The 17,323-nt window shown below is 69.6% G+C and carries 18 protein-coding genes and 1 riboswitch; of the genes, 7 read left to right on the top strand and 11 right to left on the bottom strand.

Features of this window, described 5'->3' with window-relative positions; translation table 11 throughout:
* The first annotated feature begins 1 nt into the window (after nt 1).
* Both ACIA5G_RS05730 and ACIA5G_RS05735 read left to right on the top strand, forming a co-directional pair.
* The gene (locus ACIA5G_RS05730) at nt 2-1,063 is read left to right on the top strand and encodes a hypothetical protein (RefSeq protein ID WP_395921027.1); all 1,062 of its coding nucleotides are present in this window, start codon (nt 2-4) and stop codon (nt 1,061-1,063) included.
* The gene (locus tag ACIA5G_RS05735; RefSeq protein ID WP_395921028.1) at nt 1,056-1,532 is read left to right on the top strand and encodes a YbaB/EbfC family nucleoid-associated protein; all 477 of its coding nucleotides are present in this window, start codon (nt 1,056-1,058) and stop codon (nt 1,530-1,532) included. Before ACIA5G_RS05730 ends, ACIA5G_RS05735 begins: the two co-directional genes overlap by 8 nt.
* A gap of 4 nt (nt 1,533-1,536) precedes the next feature.
* On the opposite strand, the gene ACIA5G_RS05740 is transcribed toward ACIA5G_RS05735, so the two are convergent.
* From ACIA5G_RS05740 to ACIA5G_RS05750, 3 genes are all read right to left on the bottom strand, one after another.
* A complete protein-coding gene (locus ACIA5G_RS05740; protein WP_395921029.1) occupies nt 1,537-3,291 on the bottom strand; it encodes an Hsp70 family protein in 1,755 nt (584 codons plus the stop codon).
* A gap of 59 nt (nt 3,292-3,350) precedes the next feature.
* The gene (locus ACIA5G_RS05745; RefSeq protein ID WP_395921030.1) at nt 3,351-3,479 is read right to left on the bottom strand and encodes a hypothetical protein; all 129 of its coding nucleotides are present in this window, start codon (nt 3,477-3,479) and stop codon (nt 3,351-3,353) included.
* Between the two features lie 284 nt (nt 3,480-3,763).
* Nucleotides 3,764-6,322 (bottom strand): ATP-dependent Clp protease ATP-binding subunit, encoded by a 2,559-nt coding sequence (locus ACIA5G_RS05750; protein ID WP_395921031.1) that lies wholly within the window; start codon nt 6,320-6,322, stop codon nt 3,764-3,766.
* A gap of 353 nt (nt 6,323-6,675) precedes the next feature.
* Here ACIA5G_RS05750 and ACIA5G_RS05755 point away from each other — a divergent pair, with 353 nt between their 5' ends.
* Entirely contained in the window at nt 6,676-7,416 is a 741-nt protein-coding gene (locus tag ACIA5G_RS05755) for a (2Fe-2S)-binding protein (RefSeq protein WP_395921032.1), read from the top strand.
* Nucleotides 7,417-7,448: 32 nt separating this feature from the next.
* Here the strand turns inward: ACIA5G_RS05755 and ACIA5G_RS05760 are convergent, their stop codons facing one another.
* The gene (locus tag ACIA5G_RS05760; protein WP_395921033.1) at nt 7,449-8,006 is read right to left on the bottom strand and encodes a TIGR03086 family metal-binding protein; all 558 of its coding nucleotides are present in this window, start codon (nt 8,004-8,006) and stop codon (nt 7,449-7,451) included.
* Nucleotides 8,007-8,040: 34 nt separating this feature from the next.
* On the opposite strand from ACIA5G_RS05760, the gene ACIA5G_RS05765 reads away from it, so the two are divergent.
* The gene (locus tag ACIA5G_RS05765; protein WP_395921897.1) at nt 8,041-8,901 is read left to right on the top strand and encodes a DUF6597 domain-containing transcriptional factor; all 861 of its coding nucleotides are present in this window, start codon (nt 8,041-8,043) and stop codon (nt 8,899-8,901) included.
* Nucleotides 8,902-9,039: 138 nt separating this feature from the next.
* Here ACIA5G_RS05765 and ACIA5G_RS05770 read toward each other — a convergent pair whose 3' ends face one another.
* Together ACIA5G_RS05770 and lysS are read right to left on the bottom strand one after the other, a co-directional pair.
* Nucleotides 9,040-9,390, bottom strand: coding sequence for an Lsr2 family protein (locus tag ACIA5G_RS05770; RefSeq protein ID WP_395921034.1), 351 nt, complete (start codon nt 9,388-9,390; stop codon nt 9,040-9,042).
* Nucleotides 9,391-9,537: 147 nt separating this feature from the next.
* On the bottom strand, nt 9,538-11,049 hold the full coding sequence (lysS, locus tag ACIA5G_RS05775) for a lysine--tRNA ligase (RefSeq protein ID WP_395921035.1): 1,512 nt from the start codon (nt 11,047-11,049) through the stop codon (nt 9,538-9,540).
* 77 nt (nt 11,050-11,126) lie between these two features.
* Between lysS and ACIA5G_RS05780 the strand changes: the two genes are divergently transcribed.
* The 3 genes from ACIA5G_RS05780 to ACIA5G_RS05790 all read left to right on the top strand — a co-directional run bounded on the left by ACIA5G_RS05780 (nt 11,127) and on the right by ACIA5G_RS05790 (nt 12,765).
* On the top strand, nt 11,127-11,888 hold the full coding sequence (locus ACIA5G_RS05780; RefSeq protein WP_395921036.1) for a class I SAM-dependent methyltransferase: 762 nt from the start codon (nt 11,127-11,129) through the stop codon (nt 11,886-11,888).
* 34 nt (nt 11,889-11,922) lie between these two features.
* A riboswitch (guanidine-III (ykkC-III) riboswitch) is annotated at nt 11,923-11,983 on the top strand.
* Between the two features lie 29 nt (nt 11,984-12,012).
* Nucleotides 12,013-12,327 carry a DMT family transporter gene (locus ACIA5G_RS05785; RefSeq protein WP_395921037.1) on the top strand — a complete coding sequence of 105 codons (315 nt, stop codon included), beginning with the start codon at nt 12,013-12,015 and terminating at the stop codon, nt 12,325-12,327.
* Nucleotides 12,328-12,360: 33 nt separating this feature from the next.
* The gene (locus ACIA5G_RS05790) at nt 12,361-12,765 is read left to right on the top strand and encodes a DUF6640 family protein (RefSeq protein ID WP_395921038.1); all 405 of its coding nucleotides are present in this window, start codon (nt 12,361-12,363) and stop codon (nt 12,763-12,765) included.
* On the opposite strand, the gene ACIA5G_RS05795 is transcribed toward ACIA5G_RS05790, so the two are convergent.
* The 5 genes from ACIA5G_RS05795 to ACIA5G_RS05815 all read right to left on the bottom strand — a co-directional run bounded on the left by ACIA5G_RS05795 (nt 12,762) and on the right by ACIA5G_RS05815 (nt 17,111).
* Entirely contained in the window at nt 12,762-13,538 is a 777-nt protein-coding gene (locus ACIA5G_RS05795; RefSeq protein WP_395921039.1) for a type III pantothenate kinase, read from the bottom strand. The genes ACIA5G_RS05790 and ACIA5G_RS05795 overlap by 4 nt on opposite strands.
* A gap of 5 nt (nt 13,539-13,543) precedes the next feature.
* Nucleotides 13,544-14,041 (bottom strand): aspartate 1-decarboxylase, encoded by a 498-nt coding sequence (panD, locus tag ACIA5G_RS05800; protein ID WP_395921040.1) that lies wholly within the window; start codon nt 14,039-14,041, stop codon nt 13,544-13,546.
* 9 nt (nt 14,042-14,050) lie between these two features.
* A complete protein-coding gene (gene panC / locus ACIA5G_RS05805) occupies nt 14,051-14,962 on the bottom strand; it encodes a pantoate--beta-alanine ligase (RefSeq protein WP_395921041.1) in 912 nt (303 codons plus the stop codon).
* Nucleotides 14,959-15,918 (bottom strand): Rossmann-like and DUF2520 domain-containing protein, encoded by a 960-nt coding sequence (locus ACIA5G_RS05810; protein WP_395921898.1) that lies wholly within the window; start codon nt 15,916-15,918, stop codon nt 14,959-14,961. Before ACIA5G_RS05810 ends, panC begins: the two co-directional genes overlap by 4 nt.
* 89 nt (nt 15,919-16,007) lie before the next feature.
* Nucleotides 16,008-17,111, bottom strand: coding sequence for a PrsW family intramembrane metalloprotease (locus ACIA5G_RS05815; protein ID WP_395921899.1), 1,104 nt, complete (start codon nt 17,109-17,111; stop codon nt 16,008-16,010).
* Nucleotides 17,112-17,323: the final 212 nt, after the last annotated feature.

Genomic DNA, 17,323 nt, shown 5'->3' on the forward strand with positions numbered 1-17,323 from the left:
CGTGGACGGCTACTTCGACTCCGGGCTCGACGCCCAGCCGATGTCGGGCGACGGCGACGACCGCCGCGGCGAGCTGCTCGAAGGCGTGTCCGCGGATCTGGTCGACGGCGCGAACGACGCGCTCGACGCCCTCCAGATCCTCAAGTACACCGACTGGGTGTTCGGCCTGGGCAGCGACGAAGACGGCTTCAAGAAGATGCAGGACGAGATCGCGGGCGTCTACCGCGAATTCTCCGACGCCGACATCGACCACGAGTCGACCGAGGGCCTGCAGAGCCTGATCATGAAGCACGACGCCGTCTGGAAGCAGCTGCAGCGCGAGTCGAAGCCGAAGCTGGACGACGCCCGGCAGTTCCTCGGCGTCTGGCGCGGTTCCGCGGCGAACGCCGTCAAGGCCTACCTGAACCAGCTGGCGGACGCCTTCACCGAGGTGGAAACCAAGATCACCGTGCTGGAGAGCGACCTGGTCGCCGCGCGTGAAGCCATCGCGTCGGCGCGGCAGGACCTGAGCAACCTCGGCACCACGTTCCTGGAGACCGCGAAGAAGTACCAGGAAGACCAGTCCCGCAAGCGTGAAGCGGCCATGTCGAAGGTGCTGGCGGCGACGTTCGCCGGCGCGGTCGCCGGGCTGCTCACCGTGGCCAGCGCCGGGGTCGCCGCCCCCGCGGGCGCCGCGATCTTCACCGCGGCCAACGGCGCGATGGTCGCCGGGAACGCCGCCGGCGGCGCGATCAGCGCGGTGGTGGCGAACCAGGCTGAGATCACCGGCGACAACGCTTTCGACCTGTACCAGAGCTTCCTCGACAGCGCGGGCAAGATCCGCGACGGCGCCGGCGAAGCCGCCACGACGCTGGCGAACCGCATCAACGACGAAGCCGTCGACCTGCCGAAGATCCCCGACTCGCCGGACGTCAGCCCCGGCTCGAGCTTCGACCCGGACAACTTCGAGACCGACCACACCTCCCGCGAAACCGAGAAGAACGTCCGCGACGCGAACGTGGACATCGGCCGCGACGGCGAGGTGTCGAGCGGCGCGACGCACCTGGGGACACTGAATGGCTGACCGCCCGGCAAAACCCGACCGCGAGGGCCTGCTGTCCGAGCTGTCCGCCCTGTCGGCGTCGGCGACGTCCGACGACGGCGCCGTCTCGCTGTCGGTCAACACCGACGGCGTGCTGACCCGGCTGCGGCTCACCGACGCCGTCTCGGGGATGTCGCCGGCTCAGATCGCCGACGCCGTGCTGCAGACCTACGTCAAAGCGCAGCGCGAGTCGGCGAAACGAACCGGAGAGCTGCTGGCGCCGTTGGGCAGTGGCGGTTACCTGATGGACCGGCTGCGCTGGCGGATGCAGTACTCGCCGGCCCCTGCTCCTTCGCCTTCCCCTTCGCCACCGCCGCCGCCGCGTCACGAGCGGGGCGGCGACGTGCTGAAGGACCGGTCGGAGGACGCGCCGGCCGCGGCGCCGCCGGCCGGGCCGGAGCCGGACGACGACTGGTACGGCAAGGGCCCGAAGTTCGACCCGGCCTGGTGAGCCGTCAGGCGGGTTTGAGCTCGCCGGTGAAGAACGTGACGAGGTCTTCGGTGCGGCGGTCGCGGTCTCGGAAGTCGACCGAAACGTAGAGCCCGGCCGCGGCGCGGTCGTCCGGTCCGAAGAGGACGATCCCGGCGAGGCTGCCGACCCCGGCGACGTACCGGCCGTGCAGCCCGCCGCCGTCCCAAGTTCCGCGCTGGACGGTGCCGTCACCCATCTGCAGCTTCGCGCCCGCCTCGATCGCGTCGACGGTCACGCCCTGGTAATAGGTGACGGCGCTGCTCTTGCCGAAACTGCCGTCGAACGCGCAGGTGACCGCCGACTGCGCGTTGACCAGCTTGGCCACCGACCCGGCGGCCTGGCACTTGGCGCGGTCCGGCACGGTGCCGGCCAGCGAGCGCAGGCAGGCGGTGAACCCGGCCTGGTCGGCCGGCGCCGTCGTCGTGCAGTCCACTGTGGATTGAGCCGAGGATTTGTCGCTGGTCGCGAGGACGATCACCGTCACGGCGATCGCGATGACCACGAGGACCGCGAGCGCGATCAGCAGCGGCTTGGTCTTCTTCTTGCTCGGCGGCGGTGGCGGTGGCTGCTGCGGCCGCGGCGCGTACGGCGGCGGCCGGACGGCCTGCTGCTGCCAGGGTTGCGGCCGCGGCGGCGTCACGGGCGGGCGCACCGGCGCGAAGGCGGGCACGGTGAGATCACTCGTGTCCAGCGGCACATGGTGCAGCCCGAACGCGACGGCCGTCTCGGGCTGGTCCTGCGTCGTCGGCGCCACCCCGAGCTGGCGGCCGAGCAACGAGGCCAGCAGCGGCATCCGGCTCGGCCCGCCGACGAGGTAGATGCCACCCAGCTGCCCGGGATTCAGCCCGGCCCGGCGGATCGTCGCGCCGAGCAGCTCGGCGCTGCGCAGCAGGTTGGGCCGCACGAGCGCTTCCAGCTCGTCACGGCTGACGAGGACGTCACCGAACGGCTCGGGCATCGGCACGTGGGTTTGCGTGTGGCGCGAGAGGCTTTCCTTGGCGTCACGGACGTCCTGCAGCAGCGCACGGCGGTTGCGCCGGTCGACAGTGGACTGCGGCCGCAGAAGACGTTGCCACTGCGCCGGATCGGCGTGCGACACCGAGCGGCCGATGTGGACGAGCAGCGCCTGGTCGATGTCGAGACTGCCGAGATCGGGCAGGCCGTCCTCGGCGAGCACGGCGAAGCCCTGCTGACTGATGCCGACAACAGCGCAGTCGAAGGTGCCCGCACCGAGGTCGTAAACCCCGATGGGACCGGCATTCCGGTTGCCCAGACTGGCGTAGTGCGCGGCCGCGGCGACCGGCTCGGGAACCAGCCGCACGTCGGCAAGCCCGGCCTTCGCGGCGGCCGTGCGAAGCACCTCCTGCCGGCTGGCGCCCCAACCGGCGGGGTGCGAGATCCGCGTCTGCACGGGCGGCCGGCCCAGCTGCCGTCCGGCCTCTTCGTTCATCCTGCGCAGAACGGCGGCGAAGGCATCGGTGATGGTGACGGCGGTGTCGCCGAGCTGCAGGGTGCCTTCGTCGATGCGCCGCTTGGGATTGGGTTCGAACCGCCCCGGATCCAGCCGCGCCCGCCGCTCGGCATCCTGCCCGACCACGAGCAGGCCGTCATCGTTGACGTAGACGGCGGAGGACATGGTGACGGAGCCGTCAACCTCGATGGCGCGGGGTCCCCGGCCGAAGGCGGAGAGGACGCCGACGGTGCTGGAAGTCCCGAAGTCGATCGACAGCACGTCCACGCGGTTTCCCCTCCCAAGGCCCGCGGGCATCGTCTCATGGGGCCCGGGTGGCACCTTGGTCAGGCGCAGACGTCACTGTCGTCCCGCTGCGCAGCCGAAACGGTGACATCGTGATCATCAAAGTCGGCAACAACCCGCATCCGGCCGCCGAGGGCCGTGATGTAGCGCCGAAGGGTGTCGAGCTCCATCTGCCCCGGGTCACCCTGCTCGAGCTGGCTTCCTCCCGGAGCTGAGCCAGCCGAAAGCCCAGCACGTACGCCTGAGTGGCTTCACGCGCGGCAGTCCGGGCGGCATCAACGTCCCGGCCGCTTTCCCGATCGACGGCCGCCTTGTCCGCCTTCACTTCCTTCCACGATCGGCTCATCCCTCAGCCCTCCTCTCCGGCGGCGGGCATCGTCTCATGCGCCCGGACACGAAGAAGGGCGGCTCCCCACTCAGGGGGAACCGCCCTTCCTACGTGCTACTCAGCCGATCACTCGCCTTCGGCTTCGCCGCCGTTCTCCTCGTGACCGGCGCCGATGCTGACCGGCGGGGCGTCCGGGACCGACGACGGCTTGCGCTCACCGCGGAAGGTGAACTTGGCCTGGTCGTCCTTGTCCTCGGGGTTGCCGCTCCAGCCTTCGACGTCGACCAGGATGATCTGGCCGGGCTCGACCTCGCCGAAGAGGATCTTCTCCGACAGCTGGTCCTCGATCTCGCGCTGGATCGTGCGGCGCAGCGGCCGGGCGCCCAGGACGGGGTCGAAGCCGCGCTTCGCGAGGAGGGCCTTGGCCTTCTCGGTCAGCTCCAGCTCCATGTCCTTGGCCTTGAGCTGCTTCTCCACGCGGCCGATCATCAGATCGACCATCATGATGATCTGTTCCTTGGTCAGCTGGTGGAACACGATGATGTCATCGATCCGGTTCAGGAACTCCGGGCGGAAATGCTTCTTCATTTCCTCGTTGACCTTTTGCTTCATCTTCTCGTACTTCGTGCCGGAGTCGTTGCCACCGGAGAAGCCGAGCGAGACGGACTTCGAGATGTCCGACGTGCCCAGGTTGGACGTGAAGATGAGCACCGTGTTCTTGAAGTCGACCGTGCGGCCCTGACCGTCGGTCAGGCGGCCGTCCTCCAGCACCTGCAGGAGCGTGTTGTAGATCTCCTGGTGCGCCTTCTCGATCTCGTCGAACAGGACCACCGAGAACGGCTTGCGCCGCACCTTCTCGGTCAGCTGGCCGCCCTCTTCGTAACCGACGTAGCCCGGAGGGGCACCGAAGAGCCGCGAAGCGGTGTAGCGGTCGTGGAACTCACCCATGTCGATCTGGATGAGCGCGTCGTCCTCGCCGAACAGGAACGAGGCCAGCGCCTTGGAGAGCTCGGTCTTACCGACACCGGACGGGCCGGCGAAGATGAACGAGCCCGACGGGCGCTTCGGGTCCTTCAGACCGGCACGCGTACGGCGGATCGCCTGCGAGACGGCCTTGACCGCGTCCTCCTGGCCGATGATGCGCTTGTGGAGCTCGTCCTCCATGCGCAGCAGCCGGGTGGTCTCCTCCTCGGTCAGCTTGAACACCGGGATGCCGGTCCAGTTGGCCAGCACCTCCGCGATCTGCTCGTCGTCGACCTCGGCGACGACGTCGAGGTCGCCGTCCTTCCACTGCTTCTCCCGCTCACCCTTCTGGCCGAGGAGGGTCTTCTCCTCGTCACGCAGGCGGGCGGCCCGCTCGAAGTCCTGCGCGTCGATCGCGGACTCCTTGTCGCGGCGGACGTTCGCGATCTTCTCGTCGAACTCGCGCAGGTCCGGCGGCGCGGTCATCCGGCGGATGCGCATCCGGGCGCCGGCCTCGTCGATCAGGTCGATCGCCTTGTCCGGGAGGAACCGGTCGTTGATGTACCGGTCCGCCAGGGTCGCGGCGGCGACCAGCGCCGAGTCGGTGATCGAGACGCGGTGGTGCGCCTCGTACCGGTCGCGCAGGCCCTTGAGGATCTCGATCGTGTGCTCCAGCGACGGCTCGCCGACCTGGATCGGCTGGAACCGGCGCTCGAGGGCGGCGTCCTTCTCGATGTACTTGCGGTACTCCTCGAGCGTGGTCGCGCCGATCGTCTGCAGCTCACCGCGGGCGAGCATCGGCTTCAGGATCGAAGCCGCGTCGATCGCACCCTCGGCGGCACCCGCCCCGACCAGCGTGTGCAGCTCGTCGATGAACAGGATGATGTCGCCGCGGGTCTTGATCTCCTTGAGCACCTTCTTCAGGCGCTCCTCGAAGTCACCGCGGTAGCGGGAGCCGGCGACCAGGGAGCCCAGGTCCAGCGTGTAGAGCTGCTTGTCCTTGAGCGTCTCGGGCACCTCGCCCTTGACGATGCTCTGGGCCAGGCCCTCGACGACGGCGGTCTTGCCGACGCCGGGCTCGCCGATGAGCACCGGGTTGTTCTTGGTCCGGCGGGACAGGACCTGCATGACCCGCTCGATCTCCTTGCCGCGCCCGATGACCGGGTCGAGCTTGCCCTCGCGGGCGAGCACGGTCATGTTGCGGCCGAACTGGTCGAGCACCAGCGACGACGACGGGGTGCCTTCACCACGGCCGCCGGAACCGGTTTCGGTGGACTCCTTGCCCTGGTAGCCCGAGAGCAGCTGCAGCACCTGCTGGCGGACCCGGTTGAGGTCCGCTCCCAGCTTGACCAGGACCTGCGCGGCGACGCCTTCGCCCTCGCGGATCAGGCCGAGCAGGATGTGCTCGGTGCCGATGTAGTTGTGGCCGAGCTGCAGCGCTTCGCGCAGCGACAGCTCCAGCACCTTCTTCGCCCGCGGCGTGAACGGGATGTGCCCGCTCGGCGCCTGCTGGCCCTGGCCGATGATCTCTTCGACCTGCTGGCGCACGCCCTCCAGGGCGATGCCCAGCGACTCCAGCGCCTTGGCGGCGACACCCTCACCCTCGTGGATCAGACCCAGGAGGATGTGCTCGGTGCCGATGTAGTTGTGGTTGAGCATCCTGGCTTCTTCTTGAGCCAGAACGACCACCCGCCTCGCGCGGTCGGTGAACCTCTCAAACATGTGCACTCCCTCGACTGCTGCGCCGGCGGCCCGTTATCCATCGTGCTTTCACCGCGATGGATTCAGCACCGTGAGACCACTCTAGTAGCCAACTGGTAGCGCTGGCGTACCACTACGGCTGTTCGCGGTCTTTACCGCACCCGGACGTGGGGTCTTCCGGGTACTCCCATCATCAGGTTTCCCTGCACCTTTACGTCAAGCCCAACGTGCGGGCGGCCACCCGGATTCCGCCATCCGCGCGGTGTCCGCTCACCGCGAACAGTCCGCAACCTGGGAGTGCCGGGAGTCACCACCACCCGATCGGCGCAGTCTGGGGCTCGCTGTTAGGTTAGGCACGCCTAAGGAGGACGCTGTTGACCCGAACCATCACGCCCACCCTCCAGCGGCTCGACCTGCGCCGGGACGTCCCTGCGGGCGGAATCCGCTGCTCGGAGGCGCTCGGCGGGCCCGACTTCCTCGAGGAGTGGCGCACCCGCCTGGCGGGCTGGCTGCTGCGCGAGTTCGGCGCGGCGCCGCCCCGGACCGCCGACGCCTACCTGGTCGCCTGGTACCTGCACGTACCGGCTTACGCGGGCGCGATGCTGCTGCACCACGAGCGGCGGGTGCCCTCGCTGCGGCCTGCGGAGCTGGCCTTCCGCCTCGGCGCCGGCCGGCCGTACCCGGAGGACCTGGCGGTGCTCGGCGACGAGTTCTGGTGCCTCCCGACCGACCCGGGCTCGGCCGCCCCGGGCGCAACGGTGGTCCACGACGAGCGGGCGCTGGCCGCGGTCCTGCGAGCCCGCTACACGGCGCACGCAGCCCGGTTCGTCGAGGCATACGCACCGATCAGCCGATTCGGCCGCCGGACACTCTGGGCCACGGCGACGGACGCGCTGGACAGCGCCCTGTGGGGAGCGGACCGGGCGGGCGGCACCCCCGAGGGCGTCGCCGACGCGACCCTGGTGCTCGACCAGCGCTATCCGCCACTGACGTCGGCGTCGACGGTGCGCCTGGCCGACCACGGGTGGACGCGGCGCCGCGAGAGCTGCTGCTTCTCGTACCTGCTCCCGGCGGAGTCCGAGTGCGACGGGTGCCCCCGCACCTGCTCGCGCTGACTCGCCCGGCACCGTCGCCGGCCCCGCACCCGTCAAGCCCTCCAGGCCGGATCACGCCCCGAAGCACCCAGCGCCCGCTCCAGCGGCGACGCATCCCGAGGCACAACCACCGCCGGCCCGTAAACCCCCATCGACCGCGCCTGCTCGCCCATCGCCACCGCGGACTCGAAAACCGCCGTCGCCGCCTCGGGCGCGCAATGGAGCTCCTCACCCTGAGCCCGGCCGAGGTCCCAGCCGTGCAGGACGAACTCGCCCAGCACCATCGCGCCGACCACCGCCGACGGGAGCTGCGTCGTCCCCAGCGCCGTCGTTCCCGTCCAGGCCGAAGGTGTCTCGAAGACGTCCACGAGCGTCTCCGTCTGCTTCTCCAGCGCCGCACGCCAGCCGTCGGTGACGAGAACAGCGTCCGTGGCCGGCGGCGGGTCCTCACGCCGGCCGGCCGCGATGAGCCACGGGCCCCAGTACAAGAGGTGGTTGAGCAAGCCGCGGACGTCGAAGCCGGCGCACGGTGTCGGGGCGGTCAGGTCGGGCACGCCGTGGGCGATGCGGAGGAATTCGGCCGCGGCGGGGCGCATGAGCTCGGCAGTCATGTCCGTGATCCAAACTCCCGGCCGGCGGGCCGTCTTGAAGGAACACGACAGCTACCGTGGCCCGGTGGCGCACCGGATTCCGCGCGGCATCGTGGCCGAGGCCACCGCGCGCACGATGTTCACGTTGACCAGGCACCCGCCCGCGGCCGAGCTGGCGGGCTTCGTCGACTACCACTGGATCCTGCGCTGGGACCTGCGCGGCAAACCGGCCCACGAGCAGCGGGTGCTGCCGAACCTCGCGGTGCACGTGACGTTCTTCCCCGGCGCTTCCGGCGTCCACGGCCCCGCCCGCGACGTCTTTTCCCATCACCTCGAAGGCCGCGTGCAGGGCCTCGGTGTGCGTTTCCGGCCCGGTTGCTTCCGCGCGTTCCTCGGCGGCCCGGTGCGTGACATCGCCGACCGGGCTGTCCCGCTCACGGACGTTTTCGGGCCGGCGGCGATCGAAGCCGTTGAATCGGTGCGCTCGGCGGACAGCGACGCGCAAATGGTCCGTGCCGTCGACAACTTGCTGATCGCAAATCCCCGGACGCTCACGCCGAGTGCCCGGCAGGCCTCGGCGGCGGTCGAATCAATCGCGCGAGATCCTGGAATTACCCGGGTGGCGCAACTGTGCGCGGATACTGGACTAACCACCCGATCGCTGCAGCGGCTGTTCGCCGAACACGTCGGCTGCCCGCCCAAGTGGGCGATCCGGATATACCGGCTCAACGACGCTGCGCAGCGGATCACCACGGACGGAGACGTGGATTACGCCGGACTGGCGGTTCGACTGGGCTATAGCGACCAGTCGCACTTCATCCGCGATTTCCGCACGGTGACCGGGCAGTCGCCGGGCGAGTACGCCCGAACGGCGCGTGCGGACACCGAACGGACACCGGACAGCGATCGGACATGAAGAAAGCCGCCGGGCGAATTCGCCCGGCGGCCCTCAGCTGGAAACCCCGCGTCGAGGAGTTTGCCCGGCCACGGTCCGTCACCGGTAACTGCTGGTCAGAGACCTGCGAATACCGCGCCGGACCGGCCTGAACAATCCTCAGTTCTTCTTGTGGTAGGCCTCGACGACCTCGGAGGGGATGCGGCCCCGGTCCGAAACCGCGTAACCGTTCTTGCGTGCCCACGCCCGAATGGCCTGGTTCTGCTCGCGGTCCACGGCGGCCGGCCGGGACGGCGTCTTACCCGCGACCGGGCGCACCGAAGCGCGCTTGCGGCCACCCGCACGACGGGCGTGCTCGACATACTGGGCCAGGGCGTCCCGCAGCTCCTCCGCGTTATCGGAGGAGAGGTCGATCTGGTAGCTGACTCCGTCCAAACCGAACTCGACGGTCTCTTCCGCCTCACTGCCGTCCAGGTCGTCTACCAGCGAGACGAGCACCTTCTGTGCCATCTGTTTCCTCCTGCGGGGCTTACTCAATGATCTGGTTACGGGGCGAGCCCCGGGACAGAAGTCTTTGTCTAGAACATTAGTACCCGCTTCGGGAGGACAGCGCAAATCTCATTGCGGTTAACAAGCACGCCGACTCACACGGCCGGGTTATTCGGGACGCACGAGCGGGAAGAGGATCGTCTCCCGGATACCGAGGCCGGTGAGCGCCATCAGCAGCCGGTCGACTCCCATTCCGACACCACCGCTGGGCGGCATTCCGTACTCCAGGGCCCGCAGGAAATCCTCGTCGAGCCGCATGGCTTCGCTATCGCCCTGCGCGGCCAGCCGAGACTGTTCGGTGAGCCGTTCCCGTTCGACGACCGGATCGACCAGCTCGGAGTATCCGGTGGCGAGTTCGAATCCGCGCACGTAGAGGTCCCACTTCTCGGCCACGCCGGCACGCGAGCGGTGCTGCCTCGTCAATGGCGACGTCTCCAGCGGAAAATCACGGACAAACGTCGGGGCGTGCAGGTGATCTCCGACGAGGTGTTCCCACAGTTCCTCGACGAGCTTCCCGTGGGTCAGCTTCGGATCCACTTCCAGGCCCCTGGCCTGCGCGAATCCGTGCAGTTTGGCGGCGGGCGTCTCCGGCGTCACCTCTTCACCGAGGGAATCGGACAACGACTCGTACATTCCGAGTGTGGTCCATTCGCCGGACAGGTCGTACTCCGAACCGTCGGGCAGCGTGACGACCTGCGTGTCCAGCACCGCCTGCGCGGCTTCCTGGATCAGCTCCCTGGTCATCACCGCATTCGTGTCGTACGTGGCGTAGGCCTCGTAGTACTCGAGCATCGCGAACTCCGGCGAGTGCGACGAGTCGCTGCCCTCGTTCCGGAAGTTGCGGTTGATCTCGAAGACCTTCTCGATCCCGCCGACGACGCAGCGCTTGAGGTAGAGCTCCGGTGCGATCCGCAGGAACAGCTCCATGTCGAACGCATTCGAATGCGTGACGAACGGGCGCGCCGCGGCGCCGCCGTGCAGCGTCTGCAGCATCGGCGTCTCGACCTCGGTGAACCCGCGGCGGTGGAACGACTCCCGCAGCGACCGGACCACGCCGGCGCGCGTGCGCACGACGTCCCGCGCGCGCGGGCGCAGGATGAGGTCGACGTAGCGCTGCCGGATCCGCGTCTCCTCGGCGAGCTCCTTGTGCGCCACCGGCAGCGGGCGCAGCGCCTTCGACGTGAGCCGCCAGCCGTCGGCCATCACGGAAAGCTCGCCGCGCTTGGAGGTGATGACCTCACCCTGCACGAAGACGTGGTCGCCGAGGTCGACGTCGGCCTTCCACGCCGCCAGCGCGTCTTCGCCGACCTTCGCCAGGCTGATCATCGCCTGCAGCTCCGTGCCGTCACCCTCACGAAGGCTGGCGAAGCACAGTTTGCCCGTATTGCGCAGGAACATGACCCGGCCCGTGACACCGACCGTCTCGCCGGTCGCGGTGTCCGCGGGCAGCCCGGAATGCGTCGCGCGCACCTCGGCGAGCGAGTGTGTGCGCGGCACCTCGACCGGGTAGGGATCGATGCCCTCGGCGAGGATCCGGTCGCGCTTCTCCCGGCGCACCCGCATCTGCTCGGGCAGTTCGTCTTCGGCGGGGTCGCTGGTGGAAGCGGGGTTTTCGGTCATGGCCCATAGGGTACGAACTCCGTCGCGCGCTACGCCAACCGGATTACCTTTCCTTTCCGTCCATTAACCTCGGCGGGGTGAGCGATCCCACTCCCGACCTTCGGGCCCGGCGGGCTTCTTCGTTCGGCAGCCGGGCCGCCGCGTACGCCGAGCACCGGCCCGATTACCCGCGGGAGGCCCTCGAGTGGGGCCTTTCCGGCGCGACCGGAACACCGCACCGGGTGCTCGACCTCGGCGCCGGAACCGGCAAGCTCAGCCTCGGCCTCGCGGGGCTCGGGCTCGACGTCACCGCGGTCGAACCCGACGCGGAAATGCGCGCTGAGCTCGAGCGGCGCGTCCCGTCGGCGACGTCGCTGGCGGGCCGGGCGGAACGGATCCCGTTGCCCGGCGCCCGGGTCGACGCGGTTTTCGTCGGCCAGGCGTTCCATTGGTTCGACGTGCCCGCGGCGATGACGGAGATCGCCCGCGTGCTGCGCCCGGGCGGCGTGCTGGTGCCGATGTGGAACTACGAAGACGATTCGGTGCCGTGGGTGGCGGAGTTCACCGAACTGGGCCGCGACGGCGCCCGCAAGCCGGCGGGCAACCACGATTTGCGCCAGGTGGAGCACCCGGGCTTCGAGCCGTTCGAAAGCGACCGGTTTCGCCATGTGCAACGCCGCACGGCGGAGAGCCTCCTCGAAACGATAGCGACGTATTCCCTCGTGATCGTGTCCGCGCCCGAGGAGTCTTCCGCGTTGCTGACGCGGCTCCGCGAGTTCCTCGCGTCGAATCCGGCGACGGCGAACGGCGAGTTCGACCTGCCATTGATCACGTGGGCACTGCGCGCGCGACGGCGTTGACATTTTTTGTCATGGCGGCGTGCTAGCTTCGGAAGTGGTATCCCCGGATGCTCCGGACGAGCGCGCCGTACCCGGTCAGGACAAGACGGCGCAGTGACTGACCACCACTGCGAAAGGCTCGCTCATGTCCTGGCTCGTGCTCGTCCTGTCCGGAATCCTCGAAACCGCCTGGGCGGCCGCCCTCGGCGCGTCGAAGGGCCTCTCCCGTGTCGTCCCCTCGCTGACCTTCGTGGTCACCTTGGTGCTGAGCATGAGCGGGCTGGCGTACGCGCTGCGAGACATCCCGCTCGGCACCGGTTACGCGATCTGGGTCGGCATCGGCACCATCGGCACGGCGGTGTACGGGATGATCGCCCTCGGCGACCCGGCGACGGCCGGCCGGATCACGTGCCTGACCCTGATCGTCGCGGGTGTCGTCGGGCTGAAACTCCTGCATTGACCTCCAGCAAACTGGAGGTTCGATACTGGGGTGATGCGTACGAAATCCTTGGGGCGAGCGATGATCTCGCTGGTGTCGTTGGTGACGGCGGCGGGCCCGTACCGCGCCGACTGGAACGAGACCCACGTCAAGAACCCGGCCTGGCCGCCGCACGCGAAGTTCCACAACGGCCAGACGATGAGCCTGGGGCTGGCGCTGGGGGTCACCAGCCTGTGGCAGCTCTGGCGGGCCCCGTCGGCGCGGGAGAGCCTCGACGCGGGAGCCGCGTTGGCGTCGCTCTACTGGCTGACGCAGGTTTCGGCGCTGGCTTACCCGGGGTCCAAGGCGGTGGATCCGCCGGGGACGGCGAAGTTCCCGCAGGCGGTGGTGGCGTTGCCGGCGCTGGCCCTGACGGCGGCGGGTTACATGCTCGAACGGCGCCGCCTGGCGCGCGGCTAGGGCCGGTTGTTGCGCTCGTAGACCAGCCGCAGCCCGAGCAGCGTCAGGTCCGGCACGTGGTCGGTGATGGTCTCCGACTCGCTGATCACCAGCGGCGCCAACCCGCCGGTGGCCAGCACCGCCACCGGTTCCGTCCCGCCCGGGGCCAGCTCGCGGACGATCCGCTTCACGAGCCCGTCCACCTGACCCGCGAACCCGTACAGGATCCCCGACTGCAGGCACTCCACGGTGTTCTTGCCGATCACCGACCGCGGCGGCACGAGTTCCACCTTCCGCAGCGCCGCCGCGCGCAATGCCAGCGCGTCCACGGAAATCTCGATGCCCGGGGCGAACGCCCCGCCGAGGAACTCGCCCCGGGCCGAGATCGCGTCCACGTTCGTCGACGTGCCGAAGTCGACCACCACGCACGCCGTGCTGTGGAGGTGGTGCGCGGCCAGCGTGTTCACCAGGCGGTCCGCGCCCACCTCCTTCGGGTTGTCCACGAGCAGCGGCACGCCCGTGCGCACCCCCGGCTCGACGACGATCTTCGGCAGCCGCGCGTAATAGCGGCCGAGCATCACCCGCAGCTCGCGCAGCACCGCCGGCACCGTCGACAGCGCGCTGATGCCCGTCACCGCGTCCGCGTGCGGGCCGAGCAGGCCGCGCACCGTCAGTGCCAGCTCGTCGGCCGTCATCCGGGCGTCCGTCCTCATGCGCCAGTCGCCCACGAGTTCCGGCCCGGAATACAGGCCCAGCACGATGTTCGTGTTGCCGACGTCGACCGTGAGCAGCAAGCGGGTCAGCTTTCCGCGTGCAGCAGCGCGTCGAGGCGGCGGGCGTCCGCCGTCTCCGCGACCGGGAACACCGCTGTCTCCTCCTCGGGCGGCAGGGTCACCGTGCCGGACAGCAGCCCCGACCCCTCGGGCGCGTAACCCGGGTCGGCGTGCCGGTGGACGATCCGGTTGTCCGCGTCGACGAACACCACGCGCGGCTCGTACGTCGCGGCCTCGGCGTTGTCCATCTGGCCGTACGAAATGAGGATGACCAGGTCACCCGGGTGCACCAGGTGCGCCGCGGCGCCGTTGATGCCGAGCACCCCGCTGCCGCGTTCGCCCTTGATGACGTAGGTCTCCAGCCGGGCGCCGTTGGTGACGTCCACAATGGACACCTGTTCGCCGGGCAGCAGGTCCGCGGCCTCCATCAGGTCCTCGTCGACGGTCACCGAGCCGACGTAGTGCAGGTCGGCCTGGGTGACGGTGACGCGGTGGATCTTCGACTTGAGCATGGTGCGGTACATGGTGGACTCCTATTCCCCTGCGTCCCGCTCCGGGAGCGCCGGGTGATCTACCGAAGCACCGAGCAACACCGGAACGTTGTCGATCAGCCGGGTACTCCCCACCCGGGCCGCGATCAACAGTCGTGCTTCACCATCGACGGGCGCGGGCCCGAGGTCGGTTCCCCTCAACTCCAGGTAATCCACCTCGACCGCGGGCCGCGCGGCGAGGGTCTTCCACGCGGTCTCGAGGACCGCGTCCGCGCCGTCCCGCCCGACGAACGCCCCCGCGGTGAGGGCGGCCGACAGGACGACGGCGTCTTCGCGCTGCTCAGGCGTCAGGTAGACATTGCGCGACGACAACGCCAGACCGTCCCGCTCGCGCACGGTCGGCACACCGATCACGTGGGTGTCGATGTTCAGGTCGCGCACCATCCGCTTGATCAGCACCAGCTGCTGGTAGTCCTTTTCGCCGAACAGCGCGTAGTCCGGACGGAGCAGGTTGAACAGCTTCGCCACAACGGTCAGCACGCCGGCGAAGTGGCCGGGCCGGACGGCGCCCTCGAGCTCGTCGCCGAGCGGGCCGGGGTGCACGGTGACCACGGCGCCTTCGGCGTAGAGCGCGTCGGCGGCCGGGGTGAACGCGATTTCGACGCCGTCCTCACCCAGCACGGCGAGGTCGGCTTCCAGGGGACGGGGGTAGGCCTCGAAGTCCTCACCCTCGCCGAACTGCAGCGGGTTGACGAAGATCGAGGTGGCCACGACGTTGTTCGGCAGCCGCTTCGCGCGGCGGATCAGCTCGCGGTGCCCGGCGTGCAGCGCGCCCATGGTCGGCACGAGCGCCAGCTTGCGGCCGACGCCGTGCAGGGCCCGGCTGACCTGGCTCATCTGCTCCGGCGCCGTGAACGTGTTCAGGGTGCCGCGACTGAATTTCGGAGTGGTCACTGGTCTGGGTGCCCTTCGGCGGGATCGTCGAGGAAGTCGTTGAGTTCTTTGGCGGCCGCGGTGTCCAGCAGCCCGGCAGCCGAGGAACGCGCCACCGTGCGCCTGGCCAGCGCGCGGTAGGCCGGCGCCACGTCCGGCGCCCGGTCCGCGAGCACCTCCAGGTGCTTGCGGACGGTGCCGACGTCGCCACGCGCGACCGGGCCGGTGAGCGCGCGGTCGCCGTGTCGGAGCACATTATCCAACGCCGCCGACAGCAGCGGCGCCACCAGGCGTTCGGACTGCCCGATTCCCGCTTCCCGCAAGACTTCCGCGCAATCGGCGACCAGGGTCATCAGGTGGTTCGCGCCGTGGGTCAACGCAGCGTGGTAGAGCGCTCGCGCGGAGTCGGGGATGCGCACCGGCTCGGCGCCCATCTCGACGGCCAGCGCTTCGCCGACGTTCCAGGCCGCTTCGTCGTCCGCCGTCGCCGTGACGCCGATGCTGCACGTCGCCAGCCGCTCGAGGTCCTCTTCGCGGCCGGTGAACGTCATCACCGGGTGCAGCGCCAGCGGGAGCGCCCCGGCCTCGGCCGCGGGCGCCAGGACGTTGATGCCCTGCGCGCCGGACGTGTGCACGACGATCTGCCCGGGCCGCAGCGACTCCGTCGCGACCAGACCGCGGACCATCCCGGCCAGCGCGTCGTCGGGGAGGGCGAGCAGCACCAGGTCCGCCCGGCGGACGGTCTCGTCGGGCGGCAGCAGGGGCACATCGGGCAGCAGGCGTTCGGCCCTGGCCAGCGAAGACGCGGACAAGCCGGACGCCGCGACCACCGTGTGTCCCGCCCGGGCCAGCGCGGCACCGAGCACACTGCCCACCCGGCCGGCGGACACCACACCGACCGCGAGGCGAGCAGGCCTCATCATGGCGTGCGCCTGTGGACGCTCATGGTTGGCAGACTCCCTCTGCTCTCGTTCCAGTCCCGCTCCGGGTACCGGACGACGGCGCGAGACTAACTCGATTAAGCGCGAAGCGTTGAGCCCGGGTGACAAGCTTCACCCGGACCGGGTCACCCGCGAGCGGCCTCGTCGGCGAGGCGCGTCGCCTCCGCCCGGGCGGACTTCAACGTGCGCAGCAGCTCCTGCTGGCGCTGCCGGTCGGTGTCGGTGGTGAGCTGGTGCCGGTCCAGGAACGCAAGCTCCGTGACGCTCGCCTGGTACACGGCGACGGCCTTCGCGGCCTGCTTACCGGACTGCCGCTTCGCCTGGCGCCGCCACGCGCGGCGGCCGGGCAGGCTGGCCAGCAGGTCGACCTCCGACGGCGCGATCCACCGCGCCGCGGCCATGTGCGGCAGGGCGGTGGCGATGATCCGCTGCTCCCGCCGTCGTTGCAGGACCACCAGGTAGACCACACCGAGGAACAGCGGCAGCATGATCAGGAAGTACACGGTCAGGAACTTCGACCCGCCGAGCAGCGCGGCGCTGTTCCACAGCGCGTGCAGGCAGACGGCGGCCAGGTAGCCGGCCAGCGGCGCCAGGACCTTCATGGCCTTCGTGGTCGTGCGCGCGGCGATGCCGATCCCGATGCCGGTGAGCACCGCGAACAGCGGGTGTGTGAACGGTGCGAGCACCCCCCGCAGGAAGAACGCCGTGATGACACCTTGGCTGTGCCCGTCACCGAAGCCGTAGTCGTTGAAGGCACGTCCGAAGTAGTAGATGTTCTCGGTGAACGCGAAGCCGGCGGCGCTGAACCCGGCGTAGACGACGCCGTCCACGACACCGTCGAACTCGTTGGACCGGCGCCACAGGATGAGCACCACGAACAGCGCCTTCGCGGCCTCCTCGAAAACCGGCGCGGACACCAGCGCGGCGAGTGTGTTGCCGTTGCCGGTGCCCAGCAGCTCGTCACCGACGGCTTCGGCGGTGGTGTTGATGAGCAGCGCGGTGACGGTGGCGATGCAGGCGCCCCAGGCGAACGCGAGCAGCAGGAACTTCGCCGGTTCGGGCTCCCAGCGGTCGACCCACAGGAAGCCGGCGACCACCGCGGCGACCGGCACCAGCGCGGCCAGCACCCCGATCGCGACGGCGAGCGGGCCGACCCGCGCCGTGACGAGCCCGAACAGGAACAGGCCGCACAAGGCCACCACGATCAGCCCGAGCACCGGCAGCAGCACGGTGATCCGGCGAGGCCGCCGTCCGCGATCCAGTCCCGTCGCGGGCGAGAGGGTTCCGCTCACAGCCGGTCACCCTACGCAGACCGGACACGAACCGGAACGCCACCTGGCACACAGCGCCCCAAGGTGGCCTTGGTTGCGTCACACGCACCGAAGGCCACCTTGGTTGCGTCAGACGCACCGAAGGCCGCCTTGGTTGCTCCATCCATGCC

Source organism: Amycolatopsis sp. NPDC051758 (assembly GCF_044453095.1).
In the GTDB taxonomy this organism is placed as follows: domain Bacteria; phylum Actinomycetota; class Actinomycetes; order Mycobacteriales; family Pseudonocardiaceae; genus Amycolatopsis.